The organism is Duganella sp. Dugasp78 (assembly GCF_059491455.1).
Genome location: NZ_CP168506.1, coordinates 1617130 through 1636191, shown reverse-complemented (window position 1 = coordinate 1636191; position 19062 = coordinate 1617130). Strand labels below are relative to the sequence as shown.

Genomic DNA, 19062 nt, shown 5'->3' with positions numbered 1-19062 from the left:
CATGTCGTTCCCGCGCAGGCGGGAATCCAGGCATTGCCTGAATTCCCTCCAGGCATTGCTTAAATTCCCTCCATAGAACGCCGCATTAGCCACCTCGGCATGGGTTCCCGCCTGCGCGGGAACGACGGCTATGCTCGAACCTAGAACTCTTCCCACTCCGAATTCATGTCCGCCTTGGGCTTGGACGCCGGCTTCGGCTTCGCCGCAGGCTTGGCGGCAGGCTTGGCCGCGGCTGGAGCGGGCGCCAGCCGCGGCGCCGCAGCCGGGGCGGGCGCCCTGGCGACGGCCGGACGCGAGGCCGCCACCGGCGCCGGCGCCGCGTAGCTGTCATCGAGCTTGAACACGCTGACTGAGGCCGACAGCGTGGCCGCCTCGTTCTGCATGCTTTGCGCGGCGGCGGCGGCCTGCTCGACCAGCGCGGCGTTCTGCTGCGTCATCTCGTCCATCTGCGAAATCGCCTCGTTGACCTGCTCGATGCCCAGGCTCTGTTCCTGGCTGGCCGAGGTGATCTCCGCCATGATGTCGGCCACCTGCTGCACCGAGGTGACGATCAGGCCCATGGTCTGGCCGGCCTCGTCGACCACGGCGTTGCCGCCGTCGACCTTTTCCACCGAATCGTCGATCAGCACCTTGATTTCCTTGGCCGCCGTGGCCGAACGCTGCGCCAGGCTGCGCACTTCCGACGCCACCACCGCGAAGCCGCGCCCCTGTTCGCCGGCGCGCGCCGCCTCCACCGCCGCGTTGAGCGCCAGGATATTGGTCTGGAAGGCGATGCCGTCGATCACGCCTATGATGTCGACGATCTTGCTGGAGCTGGCCTTGATCGAGCCCATGGTGTCGACCACCTGGGCCACCAGCTGGCCGCCGCGCGTGGCCACCGACGACGCCGAGATCACCAGCTGGTTGGCCTGGCGCGCGTTGTCGGCGTTCTGCTTGACGGTGGAGGTCAGCTCCTCCATGGTGCTGGCGGTCTGCTCCAGCGAGCTGGCCTGCGATTCGGTGCGGCCCGACAGGTCCATATTGCCGGTGGCGATTTCGCCCGACGCCTGGTGGATGGTGGCGGTGCTGCGCCGCACCTCGTGCACGGTGCGCGCCAGGCTGGTGTTCATGTGCTGCAGCGCGGCCAGCAGCTCGCCGGTCTCGTCGCTGGCGCGGACGTCGATGTTGGTGCTCAGGTCGCCTGCCGCGACCGACTTGGCGATCGCCACCGCCTCCTCCAGCGGGCCGGTGATCGAGGCCGTGATCCACACCGCCAGCCCGCCCGAGACGATCAGCGCCACCACGCCCAGCACGATCATCATGGTGCGCGAGAAGTCGATGTGGCTGGTGGCCACCTTGCCGCCGTCCTCGATGTCGGCCTTCTGCTGCTTGACCATGGCGCCGGTCAGCTCTTCGAGCGTGTCGAGCGCGGGGAAGGTTTCGCTGTTCATCAGCTCGGCCGCCTTGTCGCGATCGTCCGCCTCGACCATGTCGGCCACCTTCAGGAAGGAGGTGTTGTAGCTGGCGCGCGCGGCCTGGATCTTGGCCAGCAGCGCCTTCTCGTCGGCGGTCTCGGTCAGCTGGCCCAGCGCGGCCAGCGCGGCGTCGATGGCTTTCTTGTCCTGGTCGATGCGCTCGTAGCTCTTGGCGCGCTGGGCCTTGTCGCTGATGACGAACAGGGCCAGCACGCGGCGCGCGTCCTCGCGCGCGGCGGCGTCGATGGTGGCGGCGGCCGAGGCGCTGGGCCAGTCGCGCTCGACGATGCCCTTGGCGCTCTGGCCAACCGCGCCGAAGCGGCCGATGGCGGTGACGATCATGATCAGCATCAGCAGCAGCACCAGGCCGAAACCGGCGCCCAGGCGGGTCTTGATTTTATAGTCGGTCAGGTTCATTGGGGTTCCGTGTCGATGGGGTCAGTTGGTGGCGGCGACGTCGGTCAGGCCCATCTCGGCGCTCGACATCAGCTTGTCGATGTCGACCAGGATCAGCATGCGCTCGTCGATGGTGCCCAGGCCGATGATGTAGTCGGAGTTGAAGGCGGTGCCCATCTCCGGCGCCGGCTTGACCTGGTCGGGCGTGAGCGTGGTGACGTCGGAGACCGAATCGACCACCATGCCGACCACGCGCCCGCCGATATTGAGGATGATGACCACGGTGAACTGGTCGTACACCGGCTCGCCCAGCTGGAACTTGATGCGCATGTCCACCACCGGGATGATGATGCCGCGCAGGTTGATCACGCCCTTAATGAACTCGGGCGCGTTGGCGATGCGGGTCACCGCCTCGTAGCCGCGGATCTCCTGCACCTTGAGGATGTCGATGCCATATTCCTCCGCGCCGAGGGTGAAGGCGAGGAACTCTCTGCCGGCGATGTCCGATGCGTTTTCTTGCATGATTATGGTCCTTGAAATATTGATGTGATCACGATACGCCTTGGCCGGCGACCGTGCCGCAATCCTTACAATGACGGCGCTAGCGTATCAGAGTCGGACCGCAATGACGAGCGCGGAGCCGCCGCGCGTGGGCGAAAAACGCACGCCTGTTGCTATCAATTTCGAAGGGGGTTGTCACAGGGGGGGAATCTGATTATGCTAGGACCAAGACAGCCACGGGCCCAGCTCAGGAGATGTGATGACAGATTCGAATGCCGCAGACGACAACTGGCTGATCCAGGAAGACGAGGAACCAGCGCCGGTTGACGGAACGGGCTCGCCGGACCAGCGCTTGTGGCGGGTGCTGATCGTGGACGACGACGTCGACGTCCACGCGGTCACCCGGCTGGCGCTGCGCAACGTCTCCTTCAAGGGCCGCGAGCTGGAGCTGTTCTCGGCCTACAGCGGCCGCGAAGCCTACGACTTTTTGCGCGACACGCCGGACATCGCGCTGGTGCTGCTGGACGTGGTGATGGAGACCGACGACGCTGGCCTGCTGCTGGCGCGCCGCATCCGCGAGGAGCTGCACAACGCCATCGTGCGCGTGGTGCTGCGCACCGGCCAGCCGGGCCAGGCGCCCGAGCAGCGCGTCATCATCGAATACGACATCAACGACTACAAGGCCAAGACCGAGCTGACCACGCAGAAGCTGTTCACCACCGTGATCTCGGCGCTGCGCGCGTACGAAAGCCTGAACATGCTCGAGCGCAGCCGCATCGGCCTGGGCAAGATCCTGGCCGGCGCCACCAATCTGTACCAGATCCACTCGCTGCGCGAATTCGCCTCCGGCGTGCTGAACCAGGTCAGCGCCATCCTCGACGTCGGCGCCGACGGCGTGCTGTGCCTGATGCAGGGCGACACCGGCGTCACCAGCGTGGTGGCGGCCACCGGCGGCTACGCCGCGCTGAGCGAGTCGGAGCTGATGCCGACCAGCCATCCGCTGTGGCCGACCATCGCCAAGGCCTTCGCCGAAAAGAAGAGCCAGTTCGAGCATCCGGCCAATGTGCTGTTCATCCATACGCAGGAAAACCGCGAGGTGGCCATTTCCGTCACGCCGCCCTGGCCGCTGGCGCAGATCCAGCGCGACTTGCTGGAGGTGTTCTGCCAGCGCATCGCCGCCGCGTTCGACAACCTGTACATGTTCGGCCAGCTGCGCAAGGCGCAGGAGGCCACCGTGGTGGCGCTGGCCGACCTGGCCGAGTTCCGCGACAGCGGCACCGGCGGCCATGTGCGGCGGGTGCAGATGCTGTCGTCGGCGCTGGCCCAGCGGCTGGCCGCGCGCGGCGTGTATGGCGACGAAGTGACGCCGCAGCTGCTCGACATGATCGGCCTGGCCAGCATCCTGCACGATGTCGGCAAGGTCGCCACGCCGGACCACATCCTGCTCAAGCCGGGCCTGCACACGCCGGAAGAGCGGGCCGAGATGCAGACCCACGCCGCGGTGGGCCGCTCCATCCTGGAGCGCGCCGCCAACATGGTCGACGGCGTCAGCTACCTGACCTACGGCGCCGAGATCGCCGGCGCCCACCACGAGCACTACGACGGCAACGGCTATCCCAACCAGCTCGCCGGCAAGGCGATCCCGGTGTCGGCGCGCATCGTCGCCGTGGTCGACGTGTTCGACTCGCTGCTGCACGAGCGTCCGTACAAGGATCCGTGGCCGCACACCGAGGTGATGACCTATATCACGGACCGCGCCGGCAAGCAGTTCGATCCGGAGGTGGTGGCCGCGTTGCTGGACCTGATCGAGCGCGACCCGACCATCGGCCACACGCCGGACTAGGCTGCGCCCGCCGCGGCCGCCCGGCCGCCCAGCCCCATCAGGACATGCCATGCCATCGACCCCGCTCCCGTCCGACAGCGAACCGCGCCCGGTGCGCGGCGCGCTGCTGAAAAAGCTCAGCGGCGACGAGGGCATGTTCGCGCTGGGCGCGTCGGTGGCGCGGGTGGTGCAGCTGGCCGATTCCGACGACCAGGGCACGCAAAGCCTGGCCTACTACGTGCTGTCGGACGTGGCGCTGACGCAGAAGGTGCTGCGGCTGGCCAACACGCCCGCCTACCGCGCGGCCGGCGGCACCGCCGTCACCACCATCTCGCGCGCGATCTCGCTGCTGGGCTTCGACAACGTCAAGACCACGGCCATGGCCATGCTGCTGGTCGACACGCTGGCCAACAGCCGCCACGCCCACAGCGTGCGCATCGAGCTGGAGGCGGCGCTGTGCGCCAGCCTGGTGGGCCGCGAGATGGCGCGCCTGAGCATCTACCAGGGCGCCGAGGAGGCGGCCATCGGCGCGCTGTTCAAGAACCTCGGCGCGCTGGTGGTGGCCTCGCACGAGCATGCGCTGTTCCGCGAGATCGGCCTGCTGACCGCGGCCGGCAAGCTGACCCAGACGCAGGCCGCCCTGCAGGTGCTGGGCTGCAGCTACGACAGCCTGTCGGCCGCCATCCTCAATGAATGGAAGATCCCGGACGTGATTGTGCGCGCGCTGTCGCCGCTGCCGCCGGGCGCCTGCAAGCCGGCCGCCAGCCGCCAGGAGTGGATGCGGCAGGTGGTGGCGTTCAGCATGGAGACGGCGCGGCTGCTGGCGCGCCGCCAGGGCGCCGACAGCGCCGAGGGCAGGGCGCTGGGGCAGCGCTACGGCGCCGCGCTCAATCTCGACCGCGAGCGTTTGGCGCAGCTGTTCGCCACCGTCTCGCGCGACATGGACAGCCTGCTGGAAAGCCTGCAAATGGGCGCGCACGCCGATCCCGACGACGGCGCGCCCGGCCTGCCCAGCGTGCTGGCGCAGGCGGCCATGGGCACGGACGAGGCGCCGCAGGGCAGCCATCCGAGCGGCAAGCCGCACAACGCCCGCGAGCAGCTGCTGGCCGGGGTGCAGGAGGTGACGCAGATGCGCGCCGGCGGCCACGGCAAGGTCAACGACGTCATCCAGGCGGTGCTCGAGACGCTGTACCGCGGCATGGGCTTCCGCTTCGCCACCGTGTGCCTGAAGGATGTGCGCAGCGGCCAGTACCGCGCGCGGGTGGCGTTCGGCGAGCTGCACGCGGAGCGCCAGGCCGGCTTCGTGTTTCCCAGCGCCGGCGGCGACGATCTGTTCCACCTGGCGATGCAGAACAACGCCGACCTGATGATCGCCGACGCCAGCGCGCCCAAGATCCGCGCGCTGCTGCCGGACTGGCACCGCCGCCTGCTGCCCGACGCCCGCAGCTTCATCGTGCTGCCGCTGGTGGTCAACTCGATCCAGCTGGGCCTGTTCTACGCGGACCGCACCTTGCCGGCGCCGGAGGGCGTGCCGCCCGACGAGACCTCGCTGATCCGCGCGCTCAAGGGGCAGGTGCTGGTGGCGCTGACCCCCGGCGCCTGAGCCGTCATTTCCCCCACTGGGGGAAATGACTTCCCGCGCACGCGGGAATCCAGGCACTGCCTGAATTCCCTCCATACGCCGCGTCCGAATCCACTCAGCATGGGTCCCCGCTTACGCGAGGACGACGTCTCTGCTTTCGCTGCGCACCATGGCCTCGAACTGCGCCACCGGCATCGGCCGCGCGAACAGATAGCCCTGCGCCTCGTCGCACTGCTTGGCGTCGAGGAAGTCGCGCTGCGCCTGCGTCTCCACGCCCTCGGCCACCACGCCCAGGCCCAGCGAGTGGGCCAGCGCGATGGTGGCGGCGACGATCACGGCGTCGTTCGGATCGCTCTCGATATCCTTGACGAAGCCGCGGTCGATCTTGATGCGGTCGATCTCGAACAGCTTCAGGTAGCTCAGCGAGGAATAGCCGGTGCCGAAATCGTCGATCGCCACCTTGATGCCGCGCGAGCGCAGTTCGATCAGCAGCGCGCGGCTGCGTTCCGGGTCCTGCATCGCGGCCGATTCGGTGATCTCCAGCTCCAGCAGCGACGGCTCGATGCCGTGGGCGTCGAGCAGGCGGTCCAGCTGCGGCAGCAGGCCGGCGCCGTGGCACTGGCGCGCCGACAGGTTGACCGCCAGCCGCAGGTGCGCCAGCCCCGGCGCGCGCCACGAGGCCAGCAGCCGGCTGGCGCGCTGCAGCACCCAGTCGCCCAGCGCCAGGATCAGGCCCGACTCCTCGGCGATCGGGATGAAGCGGTCCGGCCCCACCATGCCCAGCTCCGGATGGTGCCAGCGCAGCAGCGCCTCGGCGCCGATGATGCGGCCGGACGCCAGCTCCACCTGCGGCTGCAAATACAGCTCGAACTCGTTGTGCTCGAGCGCCTGCCACAGGCGATTCTCCAGCAGCAGGCGCTCGTGGGTGGCGCTGTTCATCTCGGCCGAGAAGAACTGGAAGTTGCCGCGGCCCTGGCTCTTGGCCGCGTACATGGCGGTGTCGGCGTGGCGCAGCAGGGTGCTGCCGTCCTCGCCGTCGGACGGGAACATGGCGACGCCGACGCTGGCGCCGCTGTGCACGGTCTTGCCCTGCAGCTGGTAGGGCGCGGTCAGCGATTCGACGATGCGCACCGCGATATTGGAGGCCTCGTCCGGCGTCACGCTGCCGGAGGTGACGACGATGAATTCGTCGCCGCCCAGGCGGGCGATGGTGTCGACTTCGCGCAGCAGCTCCTGCAGGCGCTGGGCCACCGCGATCAGCAGCAGGTCGCCGGTCTGGTGGCCGTGGGTGTCGTTGATCTTCTTGAAGTGATCGAGGTCGATGAACAGCACCGCCGCCGCGCCGCCGCTGCGGCGGGTCTGGGCCAGCAGCTGGTCCAGCCGCAGGTTCAGCGACAGGCGGTTATCGAGGCCGGTCAGGGTGTCGTGGTGGGCCAGGCGGTGGATGCGCTCCTGCGCCAGCTGCTGCGCCGTCAGGTCGTGCAGGATGGCGACGAACAGGTGCTCGTCGGGCAGCTCGACCTCGCTCACCGACATCGCCAGCGGGAATTCGTTGCCGTCGCTGCGCCAGCCGGTCAGCTCGTATTCGTGGGTGACGCCGCAGGCGATCATGCGCAGCAGGCCGGCCGCGTCCAGGCCGGCGGCGTCGCCCACGCCGACCGGGATCAGGCGGTCCAGCGGCAGCCGGGTCATGTTCTCCGGCGCGTAGCCGAACAGGCGGCCGGCGGCGGCGTTGGCCGACATCAGCAGGCCGCCGCCGTCGATGGTGAGGATGGCGTCGGCCGCCTTGTTCAGGATGGCCTGCAGCCGCGCTTCGCGTTCGCGCAGGCGCGAGGTGCTGTCCTTGACCTGGGCCTGGATGCGCGCGCGTTCGCCGCTGATCAGCATCATCAGCGTGCCCAGCAGGCCGGTCAGCAGCAGGCCGCAGGTCAGCACGGTCCAGCTTTGCCAGCCACGCTGCTGCTGCAGGTAGGCCGGGGTCGGCGCCAGGGTCAGCTCGTAGATGCGGCCGCCGAAGTGCAGCTGGCGCTGGAAGTCGCCCGCGTCCGGCTGCCGCCGCAGGCTGTCGCGCACGGTATGGCGCGGGCCGTCGTCGTCCATGTCCTCGAAGCGCATCAGGAAGTGGCCGAACTCGGAACGCTTGAGTGCCTGGTCCAGGTAGGCATCGAACTGCATCGCGATCAGCAGCGAGCCGATGGCCTGGTGGCGGTTGTTGTTGGGGTAGACGGTTTGCAGCAGCAGCAGGCCGGCGCTGCCTTGCGTGCGGATCAGCTGCAGCGGCGCGGTGGCGGTCGGCTGGCCGGACTGGATGGCGCGTTCCAGCGCGGTGCGGCGCTGCGGATCGGACAGGAAATCCAGCCCCAGGTAGCCGCGGTTTTCCGCCGGTTCGATGTAGGTGGCGACGAAATAGCGTGCGCTTGGCGCGGCGCTGGCGAGGCTGCCGTCGGCCTTGCGCTGGCGGATCTCGAAGCCCGGCGCGATCCGGGCGCGGCCGCGGGCTTCGAAGGCGGCGCGCTCCTCGCCGGCCACCGGCGTCAGCCAGGCCATCGACAGCAGCTCGGGGCGCTGGTCCAGGTAGCCGTGCGCCAGGTTGCCGAAGTCCTCGGCGCCGAGCGTGCGGCGCGGGTCGTTGAGGGCCTTGGCCATCGCGTAGATGAAGCGCTCGTGTTCGCTGAACTGCGCTTGCAGCAGGTCGCCGGTCTGCTGCGCCTTGAGGCGGAACGCCTGCAGCTGCTGGTTGTTTTCCCAGCGGTCGGCCTGCAGGTAGATGGCGATGAAGGCGGCTGCCGACAGCACCAGCGGCAGCCCGACCAGCAGGCGGCGGCGCGACCACAGCGCGCGCGGGCGGCCGATGATGATCCAGGTCAGCGGCGCCGCCAGCAGGATGCCGATGGTGTCGCCCATCCACCAGGCCAGCCAGTCGAGGACGATGGTGTCCCAGCGCAGGATGCCGAGCAGCGCCATGCCGCTCAGCGAGATGGTGCTGCTGATGACGGTGACGCTGGCCGCCAGCAGGATGAAGCGCACCACGTCGCGGCCGGAGCCGATGGCGGGGTCGATATAGCGGCGGAACAGGGTGCTGCCGGCCCAGGCTTGCAGCGCCGCGCCCAGCGCGGGGAAGCAGGCGCCGGCCAGCGCGGTGGCGCTGACGCCGTCGGCGCTGAGGAAGGGATAGATGAGGTTGACCGTCAGCGAGCCCAGCGCCACTGCCGGCAGCAGGCCGGCGCCGCCGATCACGCAGCAGGCCAGCGCCAGGCCGGCCGGCAGGAAGATCGGCGAGGCGTAGCCGGGCGGCAGCGCCAGCAGCAGGCCCAGACGGCCGGCGACGAAGTAACAGGCCAACAGGCCCACATTGGCCAGCACCAGGCTGCGCAAACTGCCGCTACGGTTGTTCAACTGCGGGGCTCCAGGTCTCAGTATCGTGGGCCGATTGTATAGGATTTCGTAGAACCTAAAAACAACACTTGCACTTTTGCAGTCGGTGCAGTTAAAATCTCGCCCCGAAGCAGACGGTTCATCCGGACGGCGCGAAATAACGCTGAGAAGGGTTGACAGGTCGGAGAAGTTGCTTCATACTCTGCGGTTCCTCGCGGAGGGGTGGCCGAGTGGTTAAAGGCGACAGACTGTAAATCTGTTCTTTCGAGTACGCTGGTTCGAATCCAGCCCCCTCCACCAAGTTTTTGCAAAAAGACTGGGTGACGCAAGTAGATGAAGTAAGAATTGAACAATCCTCGCGGGTGTAGCTCAATGGTAGAGCAGAAGCCTTCCAAGCTTACGACGAGGGTTCGATTCCCTTCACCCGCTCCAGTGTTGTTGCAATGCAGATGTACCCCATAAGCCCTTGTAGCTCAGTGGTAGAGCACTCCCTTGGTAAGGGAGAGGCCACGTGTTCAATCCACGTCAAGGGCACCAGAATTCGCACTATCCCGCAGTATCGGCAGCATATAAATACATACGCAGCACTATCAAGACAGTCGGGCGTACGCCCAGGCAATCACACCAAATCGTTAGGAGTCTAAAATGGCAAAAGAGAAATTCGAGCGGACCAAGCCGCACGTTAACGTCGGCACCATCGGCCACGTCGACCACGGCAAGACCACCCTGACCGCTGCGATCGCAACTGTTCTGTCGAAGAAATTCGGCGGCGAAGCTAAAGCATACGACCAGATCGATGCTGCTCCAGAAGAAAAAGCACGCGGCATTACCATCAACACCGCGCACGTCGAGTACGAAACCGCCGGCCGTCACTACGCTCACGTTGACTGCCCAGGCCACGCCGACTACATCAAAAACATGATTACCGGTGCAGCGCAGATGGACGGCGCGATCCTGGTTTGCTCCGCAGCTGACGGCCCAATGCCACAGACCCGCGAGCACATCCTGCTGGCCCGTCAAGTTGGCGTTCCATACATCATCGTGTTCCTGAACAAGTGCGACCTGGTCGACGACGCAGAACTGCTGGAACTGGTTGAAATGGAAGTGCGCGAGTTGCTGTCGAAGTACGACTTCCCAGGCGACGACCTGCCGATCGTTAAAGGTTCGGCCCGTATGGCGCTGGACGGCGACACCGGCCCAATGGGCGAGCAGGCCATCATGGCCCTGGCCGAAGCACTGGATACCTACATCCCTACGCCAGAGCGCGCAGTGGACGGCGCCTTCCTGATGCCAGTGGAAGACGTGTTCTCGATCTCGGGTCGCGGTACCGTTGTGACCGGTCGTATCGAGCGCGGCATCATCAAGGTCGGCGAAGAGATCGAAATCGTCGGCATCAAAGACACCGTCAAGACCACTTGCACCGGCGTGGAAATGTTCCGCAAGCTGCTGGACCAGGGGCAAGCTGGCGACAACGTTGGTCTGCTGCTGCGCGGCACCAAGCGTGAAGACGTGGAACGTGGTCAAGTTCTGGCCAAGCCAGGCTCGATCAAGCCACACAACCACTTCACCGGCGAGATCTATGTTCTGTCGAAAGACGAAGGCGGCCGTCACACTCCGTTCTTCAACAACTATCGTCCACAGTTCTACTTCCGTACGACTGACGTGACCGGTTCGATCGAGCTGCCAGCGGACAAAGAAATGGTTATGCCAGGCGACAACGTGTCGATCACCGTCAAGCTGATCAACCCGATCGCGATGGAAGAAGGTCTGCGCTTCGCCATCCGCGAAGGCGGCCGTACCGTTGGTGCAGGTGTTGTAGCGAAGATCATCGCTTAAGGAATACTGGTCGTACCACCAGGGGCGTCTCTGGTGGTATAATCGATATCCTTTGTAGTTTTACGTAGGGACGTAGCTCAATTGGCAGAGCGTCGGTCTCCAAAACCGAAGGTTGGGGGTTCGATGCCCTCCGTCCCTGCCACCGTTTTCAGGTGCAGGGCACCGAAAGTAAATATAAATGTCAAATCAATCCGTGCAGACCGTCAGCACGTCGAATGACAAGATTAAGGTTGCTCTGGCAATAGCCGTGGCAATCGCAGGTGTGGTCGGGTTTTATTACCTGTCAGACAAACCAGCTCTCGTACGCGCAGGCGCACTTGTAGCTGGTTTGGCTTTTGCCGTTCTGCTCTTGTGGACCTCGACGACTGGCCGTGAATTCCTGAATTTCGCCAAAGAAGCCGTGCGCGAAACGAAAAAGGTCGTCTGGCCTACTCGTCGCGAAGCTACCCAGATCACCGGCATCGTGTTTGCCTTCGTGGTGGTGATGGCGCTGTTCCTGTGGGGCACGGATAAGACACTCGAGTTCCTGTTGTACGACGTCATTCTGGGTATACGAAAATAATGAGCGAAAATGTGCAAGACGATGCAGCTGGCGAAGTTCCAGCGCAAGATGCTGGCGCAGCGCCAATCAGCGTACCAGTGAGCAACAAGCGCTGGTACGTTGTACATGCGTATTCCGGCATGGAAAAAAGCGTCCAGCGTGCGCTGACGGAGCGCGTCGAGCGCGCCGGCATGCAGGACCAGTTCGGCCAGATCCTGGTGCCGACCGAAGAAGTCGTCGAAGTCAAGAACGGTCAGAAGTCCGTCACCGAGCGTCGTTTCTTCCCGGGCTACGTCCTGGTTGAGATGGAAATGACCGACGAAACCTGGCACCTGGTGAAAAACACCAACAAGGTGACCGGTTTCATCGGCGGCAAATCGAACAAGCCGACCCCGATTCCAGCGCGCGAGATCGACAAGATCATGCAGCAGATGCAAGAGGGTGTTGAGAAGCCACGGCCAAAAGTGCTGTACGAAGTGGGCGAGCAAGTCCGCATCAAGGATGGCCCGTTCACTGATTTCAACGGCAATGTCGAGGAAGTCAATTACGAGAAATCCAAAGTGCGCGTCTCGGTTACCATCTTCGGCCGCGCTACTCCGGTGGAACTTGAGTTCGGCCAGGTCGAAAAAGTATAAGCAGCACCGTTCGCCAGAACGGGCGACGGTGTAAAAACCTGACAAATCTGGCAAAGAGGAGCCCCGCCCTGCAATTGCGCATGGTGGGGCGCTACTACTCATATCCAAGATAGGAGCCATCATGGCAAAGAAAATCATTGGTTTTATCAAGCTGCAAGTGCCAGCTGGTAAAGCAAACCCATCCCCACCGATCGGTCCAGCTCTGGGTCAACGCGGTCTGAACATCATGGAATTCTGCAAAGCGTTCAACGCGCAGACCCAAGGTATGGAACCAGGCATGCCTATCCCAGTCGTGATCACCGCGTTCGCTGACAAGTCCTTCACCTTCGTGATGAAGACCCCGCCAGCAACCTTCCTGATCAAGAAGCACTCGGGCGTTGTCAAAGGTTCGCCGAAGCCACATACCGACAAAGTCGGTAAGCTGACCCGCGCTCAAGCTGAAGAAATCGCTAAATTGAAAACCCCAGATCTGACCGCTGCCGACATGGATGCTGCTGTACGCACCATCGCTGGTTCCGCACGTTCGATGGGCATCACGGTGGAAGGTCTGTAATCATGGCAAAACTGTCCAAACGCGCTAAAGCTATCAAAGCCAAAGTTGATAGCACCAAGTCCTACGCATTCGACAACGCAGTCGCTCTGATCAAGGAACTGGCTACCGCCAAGTTCAACGAATCGATCGACGTGTCGGTACAGCTGGGCGTGGATCCTAAGAAGTCGGATCAGGTCGTTCGCGGTTCCGTCGTGCTGCCAGCCGGCACCGGCAAGACCGTTCGCGTTGCTGTGTTCGCTTCGGGCGAAAAAGCTGAGCAGGCTAAAGCCGCTGGCGCCGACGTTGTCGGTATGGAAGACCTGGCCGAGCGCGTCAAAGCCGGCGACATGCCTTTCGATATCGTCATCGCTTCGCCAGATACCATGCGTATCGTTGGTACCCTGGGTCAGATCCTGGGCCCACGTGGCCTGATGCCTAACCCGAAAGTCGGCACCGTAACTCCTGACGTCGCTACCGCCGTGAAAAACGCGAAAGCCGGCCAGGTTCAGTACCGTACCGACAAAGCCGGTATCATCCACGCGACCATCGGCCGCAAATCGTTCGCTGACGCAGATCTGAAGAGCAACCTGGTTGCCCTGATCGACGCACTGAACAAAGCTAAGCCAGCAACCAGCAAGGGTGTCTACCTGCGCAAGGTTTCCCTGTCGTCGACCATGGGCGCTGGCGTCCGTGTTGACCAGGCTACCCTGGCTGCTTAAGTAAAAAATTAAGTCCTTGTACGGCCTTGGCCGTGCGGGGCAGTTCTTTGGGCTGGTCGTTTCTTCGGGGACGGCCAGGCAATCAAAGACCGTTGGGCCGGGTGCATCAGGCAGGCAACTGGTTAATTGAATTTTTCACCCAACGCAGATGGTGTACCCGATCAAGTTTCGTAGTCCATTGGACTCCTAAACCTCGGACGCCGTTGTTCGAACCGATGGCAGGCAGTTTGCCCGTCATCATTTAAGGAGGTTGACCGTGGGTCTCAATCTGAATGACAAAAAGGCCGTTGTCGCCGAAGTTTCCGCAAAAGTAGCAACTGCGCAAACTATCGTCGTGGCCGAATATCGTGGCATCCAGGTTGCTCACTTGACGCAACTTCGTGCCAAAGCGCGCGCTCAAGGCGTGTACCTGCGAGTGTTGAAAAACACCCTCGCTCGTCGCTCCGTCGAAGGCACGCAGTTCGCCAGCCTGGCAGACAGCATGACCGGTCCGTTGATCTACTCGATCTCGGACGATGCCGTTGCAGCAGCTAAAGTCATCGCTGACTTCGCTAAAACCAACGACAAACTGGTCATCACCGCAGGTAACTACGCAGGCAAGCAGCTGGATAAAGCAGCTGTTGCAGCGTTGGCGAGCATTCCTAGCCGTGAAGTTCTCATCTCGCAGTTGTTGGGCGTTATGCTGGCTCCGGTGTCGGGCTTTGCACGTGGTCTGGCTGCTCTGGCAGCGAAAAAATCCGAAGGTGCTCCAGCTGTTGCCGAAGTGGCCGCAGAAGAAGCGCCAGCAGCTGCTTAATTGTAGCCGCCGGTTTTTTCTCAAGTACCAATCTGATGTATTAACGAATCAAAAAATTATTGGAGTTTCAAATGGCAATTAGCAAAGACGACATCCTGAACGCAGTTAGCGAAATGTCCGTAATGGACCTGAACGAACTGGTCAAAGCTTTCGAAGAAAAATTCGGCGTTTCGGCCGCTGCAATGGCTGCTCCAGCAGCTGGCGGCGCAGCTGCTGCTGCAGTTGAAGAGCAAACCGAGTTCAACGTTGTTCTGACCGAAGTCGGCGCAAACAAAGTTGGCGTTATTAAAGCAGTTCGCGAAATCACCGGTCTGGGCCTGAAAGAAGCCAAAGACGTGGTTGATGGCGCTCCTAAGACCGTTAAAGAAGCCCTGTCGAAAGCTGACGCTGAAGCCGCTAAGAAGAAGCTGGAAGAAGCTGGCGCCAAGGCCGACCTGAAGTAATCAAGTTGTACGGCGGCTACTAGTTAGCGCCTCGAGCCAAAGCTGCGGATTTCCTTCTGAAAGGGAGGAAATCCGGCTTTGGCTCCTTTGTCGTCCTCGTCGTATTTGTAGCGTTTGTCCAACGCCGCAGTTTTATCGAATCAGCTGGAAATGGTAGAAGTTTCAGGTTTCGTCTGTGTGACATGCAGCCGATCTTGTTGCTGAAGTGGCTAATTTTGCACTGGCAAAACCTGAATTTTTTATCCTTTCTGTCACTCACGGAGTGTCCATGCACTACTCATTTACTGAGAAGAAACGCATTCGCAAATCATTCGCGAAGCGCGCCAACGTTCACCACGTTCCGTTCCTGCTGGCTACCCAGCTCGAGTCCTACCATAGTTTCTTGCAAGAAGACGTAGCACCGTCGACGCGCAAGAACGACGGCCTGCAGTCGGCCTTTACCTCGATTTTCCCCATCGTTTCGCACAATGGCTTTGCGCGTCTCGAGTTCCTGTCGTACGTCCTGGGCGACCCCGCCTTCGACGTCAAGGAATGCCAACTGCGCGGACTGACCTTCGCGTCGCCGCTGCGCGCCAAGGTGCGTCTGGTGATCCTGGACAAGGAATCGCCGACCAAGCCGGTCGTCAAAGAGATGAAGGAACAGGAAGTCTACATGGGCGAACTGCCCCTGATGACCACCACCGGTTCGTTCGTCATCAATGGTACCGAGCGCGTTATCGTTTCGCAGCTGCATCGCTCCCCTGGCGTGTTCTTCGAGCACGACCGCGGCAAGACCCACTCGTCCGGCAAACTGCTGTTCTCCGCGCGTATCATTCCTTACCGCGGCTCGTGGCTGGACTTCGAGTTCGACCCGAAAGACATCCTGTTCTTCCGCGTCGACCGCCGCCGCAAGATGCCAGTGACGATCCTGCTGAAAGCAATCGGCATGTCGCACGAGCAGATCCTGGCGAACTTCTTCGTGTTCGACAATTTCAACCTGCGCTCCGAAGGCGCGGAAATGGAATTCGTCGCCGAGCGCCTGCGTGGCGAAGTCGCGCGTTTCGACATCGTCAACAAGGAAGGCAAGACGCTGGTCCTGAAGGACAAGCGTATCAACGCCAAGCACGTGCGCGACATCGAATCGAACGGCATCAAGCACATCTCCGTGCCGGAAGACTACCTGCTGGGCCGCGTGCTGGCCAAGAACATCGTCGATCCCGAGACCGGCGAAGTTGTCGCGTCCGCCAACGATGAGCTGACCGAAGACGTGTTGGGCCGCCTGCGCGAAGCCAACATCTCCGAAATCCAGACCCTGTACACCAACGACCTGGACCAGGGCGCCTACATTTCGCAAACCCTGCGCATCGACGACACCGCCGACCAGATGGCCGCCCGTGTCGCGATCTACCGCATGATGCGTCCTGGCGAACCGCCAACGGAAGACTCCGTCGAAGCGCTGTTCAACGGCCTGTTCTACAGCGCCGACCGTTACGACCTGTCGGCCGTGGGCCGCATGAAGTTCAACCGCCGCATCGGCCGCGATGAACTGACCGGCGCCATGACGCTGTCGAACGAAGACGTGCTGGCCGTGATCAAGATCCTGGTGGAACTGCGCAATGGCCGCGGCGAAGTCGACGATATCGATCACCTGGGTAACCGTCGCGTACGTTGCGTCGGCGAACTGGCAGAGAACCAGTTCCGCGCCGGCCTGGTGCGCGTTGAGCGCGCCGTCAAGGAACGCCTCGGCCAGGCCGAAGCGGACAACCTGATGCCGCACGACCTGATCAACTCGAAGCCGATCTCGGCCGCAATCCGCGAGTTCTTCGGTTCGTCCCAGCTGTCGCAGTTTATGGACCAGACCAACCCGCTGTCGGAAATCACGCACAAACGCCGTGTCTCCGCCCTGGGACCTGGCGGTCTGACCCGCGAACGCGCAGGCTTCGAAGTACGCGACGTGCACCCGACCCACTACGGCCGCGTGTGCCCGATCGAGACGCCTGAAGGCCCGAACATCGGTCTGATCAACTCGCTGGCGCTGTACGCCCGCCTGAACGAATACGGCTTCCTGGAAACCCCGTACCGCAAGGTTGACGGCTCCAAGATCACCGACCAGATCGACTACCTGTCCGCCATCGAAGAAGGCCGCTACATCATCGCTCAGGCGAATGCGACCATCGACAAGAATGGCATGCTGAGCGACGAGCTGGTCTCGGCCCGTGAAGCCGGCGAGACCATCCTGGTATCCCCGGAGCGCATCCAGTACATGGACGTGGCGCCAGGCCAGATCGTTTCGGTGGCAGCGTCGCTGATTCCGTTCCTCGAACACGATGATGCGAACCGCGCATTGATGGGTGCCAACATGCAGCGTCAGGCAGTTCCTTGCCTGCGCCCAGAGAAAGCACTGGTCGGTACCGGTATCGAACGCACCGTGGCAGTCGACTCGGGCACCACCGTGCAGGCGCTGCGCGGCGGTATCGTCGACTACATCGATGCGGGCCGTGTCGTGATCCGCGTGAACGATGACGAAGCAACCGCCGGCGAAGTCGGTGTCGACATCTACAACCTGATCAAGTACACCCGTTCGAACCAGAACACCAACATCAACCAGCGTCCTATCGTCAAGGTAGGCGACCGTGTGGCCAAGCGCGACGTGATCGCCGACGGCGCATCGACCGACCTGGGCGAGCTGGCTCTGGGCCAGAACATGACCGTGGCCTTCATGCCATGGAATGGTCTGAACTTCGAAGATTCGATCCTGATCTCGGAAAACGTCGTCAAGGACGACCGCTACACCTCGATCCACATCGAAGAGCTGTCCGTTGTTGCACGCGATACCAAGCTGGGCGCGGAAGAAATCACCCGCGACATCTCGAACCTGGCTGAGAACCAGCTGGCTCGTCTGGATGAGTCCGGTATCGTCTACATCGGCGCGGAAGTGCAAGCGGGCGACACCCTGGTCGGTAAAGTGACGCCTAAGGGCGAAACCCAGCTGACTCCGGAAGAGAAGCTGCTGCGCGCGATCTTCGGCGAAAAAGCATCGGACGTTAAGGACACCTCGCTGCGCGTGCCATCTGGCATGATCGGCACCGTGATCGACGTCCAGGTCTTCACCCGTGAAGGCATCGTTCGCGACAAGCGCGCGCAACAGATCATCGACGATGAACTGAAGCGTTTCCGCCTGGACCTGAACGACCAGATGCGTATTGTGGAAGGCGATGCCTTCCAGCGTCTGGAAAAAATGCTGATCGGCCAAGTCGTCAACGGCGGTCCGAAGAAGTTGGCCAAGGGCGCCAAGATCACCAAGGAATACCTGGCTGATCTGGACAAGTACCACTGGTTCGACATCCGCCCGGCGGAAGACGCATCGGCTACCGCCCTGGAAGCGATCAAGGAATCGATCAACGAGAAGCGCCACCAGTTCGACCTGGCCTTCGAAGAGAAGCGCAAGAAACTGACCCAGGGCGATGAGCTGCAACCTGGCGTGCAGAAGATGGTCAAGGTCTACCTGGCCGTCAAGCGCCGCCTGCAGTCGGGCGACAAGATGGCGGGTCGTCACGGTAACAAGGGTGTGGTTTCCCGTATCGTGCCGGTGGAAGACATGCCATACATGGCCGACGGTACGCCGGCCGACGTGGTGCTGAATCCGCTGGGTGTTCCTTCCCGTATGAACGTGGGTCAGATTCTCGAGACCCACCTGGGTTGGGCAGCCAAGGGCCTGGGTATCCGTATCGGCGAAATGCTGGCCGTGCACACCAAAGCCGAAGAGATGCGCAAGTATCTGACCGTGATCTACAACGAAAACGGCCGTCCGGAAGACCTGGACCAGTTCGACGACGAAGAGATCATGAAGCTGGCGAACAACCTGAAGAAGGGTGTTCCATTCGCGACTCCGGTGTTCGACGGCGCGCACGAATCGGAAATCCGCCGCATGCTGGACCTGGCGTATCCGGACGAGATCGCGACCAAGCTGGGCATGACCCCGTCGAAGAATCAGGTCACGATGTACGACGGCCGCACCGGCGAAGCGTTCGAGCGCAAGGTCACCGTCGGCGTGATGCACATGCTGAAGCTGCACCACTTGGTCGACGACAAGATGCACGCGCGTTCGACCGGTCCATACTCGCTGGTGACGCAGCAGCCACTGGGCGGTAAAGCCCAGTTCGGCGGCCAGCGCTTCGGTGAGATGGAGGTGTGGGCACTGGAAGCATACGGCGCATCGTATGTGCTGCAAGAGATGTTGACCGTTAAGTCGGATGACGTGAACGGCCGTACCAAAGTGTACGAGAACCTGGTCAAGGGCGACCACGTGATCGACGCCGGTATGCCGGAATCGTTCAACGTGCTGGTGAAAGAGATCCGTTCCCTGGGTATCGATATCGACCTGGAACGCAACTAAGACACTGGCCGCCGTCACTCCCGCGCAAGCGGGAGTCCATGCTGAGTCTGAGTTA

General features: G+C 62.8%; 13 protein-coding genes and 4 tRNA genes. 14 read left to right on the top strand and 3 right to left on the bottom strand.

The features are described from left to right. Positions 1-140: 140 nt before the first annotated feature. Together ACEN9O_RS07235 and ACEN9O_RS07230 are read right to left on the bottom strand one after the other, a co-directional pair. Complete coding sequence (locus ACEN9O_RS07235; protein WP_495616907.1) at positions 141-1871, bottom strand: methyl-accepting chemotaxis protein; 1731 nt, start codon at positions 1869-1871, stop codon at positions 141-143. Positions 1872-1892: 21 nt separating this feature from the next. Further along, the gene (locus tag ACEN9O_RS07230; protein WP_495616906.1) at positions 1893-2372 is read right to left on the bottom strand and encodes a chemotaxis protein CheW; all 480 of its coding nucleotides are present in this window, start codon (positions 2370-2372) and stop codon (positions 1893-1895) included. 238 nt (positions 2373-2610) lie between these two features. On the opposite strand from ACEN9O_RS07230, the gene ACEN9O_RS07225 reads away from it, so the two are divergent. Beyond that, complete coding sequence (locus ACEN9O_RS07225; protein ID WP_495616905.1) at positions 2611-4194, top strand: DUF3369 domain-containing protein; 1584 nt, start codon at positions 2611-2613, stop codon at positions 4192-4194. A gap of 49 nt (positions 4195-4243) precedes the next feature. Further along, entirely contained in the window at positions 4244-5776 is a 1533-nt protein-coding gene (locus tag ACEN9O_RS07220) for an HDOD domain-containing protein (protein WP_495616904.1), read from the top strand. A 111-nt stretch (positions 5777-5887) separates the two neighbouring features. On the opposite strand, the gene ACEN9O_RS07215 is transcribed toward ACEN9O_RS07220, so the two are convergent. Continuing rightward, positions 5888-9151, bottom strand: a complete 3264-nt coding sequence (locus ACEN9O_RS07215) for a bifunctional diguanylate cyclase/phosphodiesterase (protein ID WP_495616903.1) — start codon at positions 9149-9151, stop codon at positions 5888-5890. A 195-nt stretch (positions 9152-9346) separates the two neighbouring features. Here ACEN9O_RS07215 and ACEN9O_RS07210 point away from each other — a divergent pair. The 12 genes from ACEN9O_RS07210 to rpoB all read left to right on the top strand — a co-directional run bounded on the left by ACEN9O_RS07210 (position 9347) and on the right by rpoB (position 19007). Continuing rightward, positions 9347-9430, top strand: a tRNA-Tyr gene (locus ACEN9O_RS07210). A gap of 58 nt (positions 9431-9488) precedes the next feature. Then, positions 9489-9562, top strand: a tRNA-Gly gene (locus ACEN9O_RS07205). Positions 9563-9592: 30 nt separating this feature from the next. Then, positions 9593-9667: transfer RNA gene (locus ACEN9O_RS07200), tRNA-Thr, on the top strand. Between the two features lie 108 nt (positions 9668-9775). Further along, the gene (gene tuf / locus ACEN9O_RS07195) at positions 9776-10966 is read left to right on the top strand and encodes an elongation factor Tu (protein WP_495616836.1); all 1191 of its coding nucleotides are present in this window, start codon (positions 9776-9778) and stop codon (positions 10964-10966) included. A gap of 66 nt (positions 10967-11032) precedes the next feature. Further along, a tRNA-Trp gene (locus ACEN9O_RS07190) sits at positions 11033-11108 on the top strand. 36 nt (positions 11109-11144) lie between these two features. Beyond that, the gene (gene secE, locus ACEN9O_RS07185; RefSeq protein ID WP_495616902.1) at positions 11145-11528 is read left to right on the top strand and encodes a preprotein translocase subunit SecE; all 384 of its coding nucleotides are present in this window, start codon (positions 11145-11147) and stop codon (positions 11526-11528) included. Continuing rightward, on the top strand, positions 11528-12142 hold the full coding sequence (gene nusG / locus ACEN9O_RS07180; RefSeq protein WP_495616901.1) for a transcription termination/antitermination protein NusG: 615 nt from the start codon (positions 11528-11530) through the stop codon (positions 12140-12142). Before secE ends, nusG begins: the two co-directional genes overlap by 1 nt. A 121-nt stretch (positions 12143-12263) precedes the next feature. Then, positions 12264-12695 carry a 50S ribosomal protein L11 gene (gene rplK, locus ACEN9O_RS07175; RefSeq protein ID WP_495616900.1) on the top strand — a complete coding sequence of 144 codons (432 nt, stop codon included), beginning with the start codon at positions 12264-12266 and terminating at the stop codon, positions 12693-12695. Positions 12696-12697: 2 nt separating this feature from the next. Further along, positions 12698-13393 carry a 50S ribosomal protein L1 gene (gene rplA / locus ACEN9O_RS07170; protein WP_020704298.1) on the top strand — a complete coding sequence of 232 codons (696 nt, stop codon included), beginning with the start codon at positions 12698-12700 and terminating at the stop codon, positions 13391-13393. 256 nt (positions 13394-13649) lie between these two features. Further along, entirely contained in the window at positions 13650-14189 is a 540-nt protein-coding gene (gene rplJ / locus ACEN9O_RS07165; RefSeq protein WP_026334850.1) for a 50S ribosomal protein L10, read from the top strand. 71 nt (positions 14190-14260) lie between these two features. Beyond that, positions 14261-14632, top strand: coding sequence for a 50S ribosomal protein L7/L12 (gene rplL, locus ACEN9O_RS07160; RefSeq protein WP_117012784.1), 372 nt, complete (start codon positions 14261-14263; stop codon positions 14630-14632). 268 nt (positions 14633-14900) lie between these two features. Further along, positions 14901-19007, top strand: coding sequence for a DNA-directed RNA polymerase subunit beta (gene rpoB / locus ACEN9O_RS07155; RefSeq protein WP_495616899.1), 4107 nt, complete (start codon positions 14901-14903; stop codon positions 19005-19007). Positions 19008-19062: the final 55 nt, after the last annotated feature.

Coding starts and splice junctions, on each gene's coding strand:
- rplL (WP_117012784.1), top strand. CDS start 14,261: ATGGCAATTAGCAAAGACGACATCCTGAACGCAGTTAGCGAAATGTCC.
- ACEN9O_RS07235 (WP_495616907.1), bottom strand. CDS start 1,871: ATGAACCTGACCGACTATAAAATCAAGACCCGCCTGGGCGCCGGTTTC.
- secE (WP_495616902.1), top strand. CDS start 11,145: ATGTCAAATCAATCCGTGCAGACCGTCAGCACGTCGAATGACAAGATT.
- ACEN9O_RS07220 (WP_495616904.1), top strand. CDS start 4,244: ATGCCATCGACCCCGCTCCCGTCCGACAGCGAACCGCGCCCGGTGCGC.
- ACEN9O_RS07225 (WP_495616905.1), top strand. CDS start 2,611: ATGACAGATTCGAATGCCGCAGACGACAACTGGCTGATCCAGGAAGAC.
- rplK (WP_495616900.1), top strand. CDS start 12,264: ATGGCAAAGAAAATCATTGGTTTTATCAAGCTGCAAGTGCCAGCTGGT.
- ACEN9O_RS07230 (WP_495616906.1), bottom strand. CDS start 2,372: ATGCAAGAAAACGCATCGGACATCGCCGGCAGAGAGTTCCTCGCCTTC.
- rplA (WP_020704298.1), top strand. CDS start 12,698: ATGGCAAAACTGTCCAAACGCGCTAAAGCTATCAAAGCCAAAGTTGAT.
- tuf (WP_495616836.1), top strand. CDS start 9,776: ATGGCAAAAGAGAAATTCGAGCGGACCAAGCCGCACGTTAACGTCGGC.
- rpoB (WP_495616899.1), top strand. CDS start 14,901: ATGCACTACTCATTTACTGAGAAGAAACGCATTCGCAAATCATTCGCG.
- nusG (WP_495616901.1), top strand. CDS start 11,528: ATGAGCGAAAATGTGCAAGACGATGCAGCTGGCGAAGTTCCAGCGCAA.